Annotated in this window: 4 protein-coding genes; all 4 read right to left on the bottom strand. The window is 67.2% G+C overall.

Annotated features, from left to right (window positions below):
- Positions 1 to 2,348 (bottom strand): conjugal transfer protein TrbE (gene trbE, locus AC1RRW_RS22260; RefSeq protein ID WP_492903900.1); only part of this gene is annotated, 2,348 nt, incomplete at its 3' end.
- A gap of 10 nt (positions 2,349 to 2,358) precedes the next feature.
- Positions 2,359 to 2,640 (bottom strand): VirB3 family type IV secretion system protein, encoded by a 282-nt coding sequence (locus AC1RRW_RS22255; protein ID WP_492903898.1) that lies wholly within the window; start codon positions 2,638 to 2,640, stop codon positions 2,359 to 2,361.
- Positions 2,640 to 2,972 (bottom strand): TrbC/VirB2 family type IV secretion system protein, encoded by a 333-nt coding sequence (locus tag AC1RRW_RS22250; protein ID WP_492903897.1) that lies wholly within the window; start codon positions 2,970 to 2,972, stop codon positions 2,640 to 2,642. The genes AC1RRW_RS22255 and AC1RRW_RS22250 overlap by 1 nt, the downstream gene beginning before the upstream one ends.
- The coding region (gene trbB, locus AC1RRW_RS22245; RefSeq protein ID WP_492903896.1) for a P-type conjugative transfer ATPase TrbB at positions 2,969 to 3,862 on the bottom strand (894 nt) is incomplete at its 5' end. The genes trbB and AC1RRW_RS22250, both read right to left, overlap by 4 nt.

Here is a 3,862-nt window from a genome sequence, read left to right as displayed (position 1 = left end):
TCGCGGCCGTGTTCGGCGACGAGGTTCGTGATCAGCGTCTGGTCGATTTTTGAGGAAGCGGCGCAGAGCGCGAGGCCGACTTCCGAGAGGCCGAGCTCGAACAGCCGGTTGCCGCGCCGCGACTGGCAGTAGTAGTCGCGCTTCGGCGTCGCCCGCGCCAAAATCTCGATCTGGCGATCGTTGAGGCCGAAGCGGCGATAGATCGCAGTGATCTGCGGCTCGATCGCGCGTTCGTTCGGCAGCAGCAGCCGGGTCGGGCAGCTCTCGATGATCGCCGGTGCGATCGCGGAATTATCAATGTCCGACAGGCTCTGTGTGGCGAAGATGACGCTGGCGTTCTTCTTGCGCAGCGTCTTCAGCCATTCGCGGAGCTGGCCAGCAAAGCCCTCATCGTCGAGTGCGAGCCAGCCTTCGTCGATGATCAGCAAGCTCGGCCGCCCGTCGAGGCGATCCCCGATGCGGTGAAACAGATAGGACAGCACGGCCGGCGCCGCGCCGGTGCCGACCAGGCCCTCGATCTCGAAGGCCTGAACATCGGACGAACCCAAATGCTCGGTCTCAGCGTCGAGCAGCCGGCCATAGGGGCCGCCGACACAATAGGGTCGCAATGCCTGCTTGAGATCGTTCGATTGCAGCAGGACGCACAAGCCGGTGATGGTGCGCTCTTCGAGCGGCGCCGAGGCAAGCGAGGTCAGCGCCGTCCAGATATGCTCCTTGGCCTCCGGCGTGATCGCGACGCTTTCTCTCCCCAGGATCGCGACGATCCAGTCGGCAGCCCAGGCGCGCTCATGGCTGTCATGGATGCGGGCGAGCGGCTGCAGCGAGACGGAAGCGTCCGAGCCTTCGGTCAGTCCACCGCCAAGGTCGTGCCAGTCGCCCCCCATGGCGAGCGCGGCGGCGCGCATCGAGCCGCCGAAATCGAAGGCGAAGACTTGGGCCTTGGCGTAGCGCCGGAACTGCAAGGCCATCAACGCCAGCAACACGGATTTGCCGGCGCCGGTCGGACCGACGACCAGCGTGTGACCGACATCGCCGACATGCAGCGACAGCCGGAACGGAGTCGCGCCTTCGGTTTTGCCGAACAGCAAGGGCGGCGCGTCGAAATGCTCGTCCCGTTCCGGCCCCGCCCACACCGCCGAGAGCGGGATCATATGGGCGAGATTGAGCGTCGAGATCGGCGGCTGGCGGACATTGGCGTAGGCATGTCCGGGCAGGCTCCCGAGCCAAGCATCGACCGCGTTGACCGTCTCGATCATGGCGGTGAAGTCGCGGCCCTGAATCACTTTCTCGGCGAGCCGCAGCTTCTCGTCGGCCAGCAGCGGGTCGGCGTCCCAGACCGTGATGGTCGCGGTGACATAGGTCAGGCCAGCCAGGTCCTGACCGAGTTCCTGCAGGGCCTGATCGGCATCGGCCGCCTTGTTGGCCGCATCGGTATCGACCAGCGCCGATTGCTCGTTGGTCATCTCCTCCTTCAGAATCGCGGCGATCGACTTGCGCTTGGCGAACCATTGCCGCCTGATTTTGGTCAGCAGCTTCGTCGCATCGGTCTTGTCGAGCAGGATTGCCCGGGTCGACCAGCGATACGGAAAGGCCAGCCGGTTGAGGTCGTCGAGCAGGCCCGGCGTGGTCGCGGTCGGGAAACCGACGATCGTCAGCACACGCAGATGCCGGTCGCCCAGCCGCGGCGCGAGCCCGCCGATCAGCGGCTGGTCGGCGAGCAGCGCGTCAAGATGGATGGGGGTCTCGGGCACACGGACGCGATGGCGCTTGGTCGAGACGCAGGCATGCAGATAGGTCAGCGTCTCGCCGTCATCGAGCCAGACGCATTCCGGCATGAAACCGTCGAGCAGGGCGAGCACGCGATCGGTGCGGTCGATGAAGGCGCGCAGGATCTCATGCGGGTCGACGCCGGAGTGTTCGCGACCCTCATAGAGCCAGGTCTCGGCGCGGGCGGCATCCTCGGCCGGCGGCAGATAGAGGAAGGTCAGGAAATAGCTCGAGACGAAGTGGATGCCTTCTTCCTCGAAATCGGCCTTGCGCTCGGCATCGACCAGGCCCGAGGCCGGATCGGGAAAGATGCTGTCCGGATAGGTCGCGGCCTCATGGCGCTGCGCCTCGACGAAGATCGACCAGCCCGAGCCGAGACGGCGGAAGGCGTTGTTCAGCCGTCCCGCGACTGCAACGAGTTCTGCCGCAACGGCGGAATCGAGATCGGGGCCACGAAAGCGCGCGCTGCGTTGGAATGAGCCATCCTTGTTGAGCACGACGCCGGGTGCGACCAGCGCGGCCCAGGGTAGGTAGTCGGCGAGCCGGCTGGCCGTGCGGCGGTATTCGGCGAGGTTCATCATGGCCGCGCCCTCACACCGACAAATGACCGGGGATGCGCAGGTGCCGGCGGCCGACCTCGACGAAGAGCGGGTCGCGCTTCGCCGCCCAAACCGCCGCGAAATGACCGATCGCCCAGATCGCGAGACCGGCGAGCCAAAGCCGAAGGCCCAGGCCGACGGCGCCGGCGAGCGTGCCGTTCAGGATCGCGATGGCGCGCGGCGCCCCGCCGAGCAGGATCGGCTCGGTCAGCGCCCGATGGACCGGCACGGTGAATCCCGGCACGGCGTCGAGTTGTTCGAAGGCGGCCGCCATCAGATTAGCGCCCCGCCGCCGAAGGAGAAGAACGACAGGAAGAAGCTCGACGCCGCGAAGGCGATCGAAAGCCCGAAGACGATCTGGATCAGCCGGCGGAAGCCGCCGGAGGTGTCGCCGAAGGCGAGCGTCAGCCCGGTCGTGATGATGATGATCACCGCAATGATCTTGGCGACCGGCCCCTCGACCGACTGGAGGATCTTTTGGAGCGGCTGCTCCCACGGCATCGACGAGCCGGAAGCGTGCGCTGTAGGCGCCAGCATGATGCTGACGCAAATGGCGGTGACGGAGGTGGCGGCGCGGCTATAGCCGCGCAAAAGCGTGCGGATCACGAGAGGTCTCCAATGTTCGGGATGGCTTGGCTGATGCGGTAGTCGCCGTCCGGGCGGAGGCTCTCGACGTGCGCAAGCTCAGTGAGCCGGCGGGCAGAGCCGCGCCCGGTGAGCACGGCGACGAGATCGATGGTCTCGGCGATCAGCGCGCGCGGGACCGTGACGACGGCTTCCTGGATGAGCTGTTCGAGCCGGCGCAGCGCGCCGATGCCGGAGCCGGCATGGATGGTGCCGATGCCGCCGGGATGGCCGGTGCCCCAGGCCTTGAGCAGATCGAGTGCTTCGGCGCCGCGCACCTCGCCGATCGGAATGCGGTCGGGACGCAGGCGTAAGCTGGAGCGCACGAGATCGGAGAGCGTGGCGACGCCGTCCTTGGTGCGCATGGCGACGAGGTTCGGCGCGGCGCATTGCAGCTCGCGCGTATCCTCGATGATGACGACGCGGTCGGCGCCCTGCGCCACCTCGGCCAGCAGCGCGTTGGTGAGCGTCGTCTTGCCGGTCGAGGTGCCGCCGGCGACGAGGATGTTCGCGCGTGATGCAACGGCCGCGCGCAAGGTCGCGGCCTGATAGGCAGTCATGATCCCGGCGGCGACATAGTCGTCGAGCGTGAAGATCGCGACGGCGGGCTTGCGGATGGCGAAGGCCGGCGCCGCGACGACAGGTGGCAGCAGCCCCTCGAAGCGCTCTCCGGTCTCGGGCAGTTCGGCCGAGACACGGGGGCTGCGCGGATGCACCTCGGCGCCGACATGATGCGCGACCAGGCGCACGATGCGCTCGCCAGCGGCGGCCGACAGCGTTTCGCCCGTATCGGCCAGTCCCTCGGACAGACGGTCGACCCAGATGCGACCATCCGGATTCAGCATCACCTCGACGACGGCCGGGTCTTCCAG

The organism is Allobosea sp. GW821-FHT12C12 (genome assembly GCF_058807355.1).
The sequence above is the reverse complement of the archived record's forward strand: the minus strand, read 5'-3'. Positions and strand labels throughout refer to the sequence as shown.

Coding starts and splice junctions, on each gene's coding strand:
- AC1RRW_RS22255 (WP_492903898.1), bottom strand. CDS start 2,640: ATGGCGGCCGCCTTCGAACAACTCGACGCCGTGCCGGGATTCACCGTG.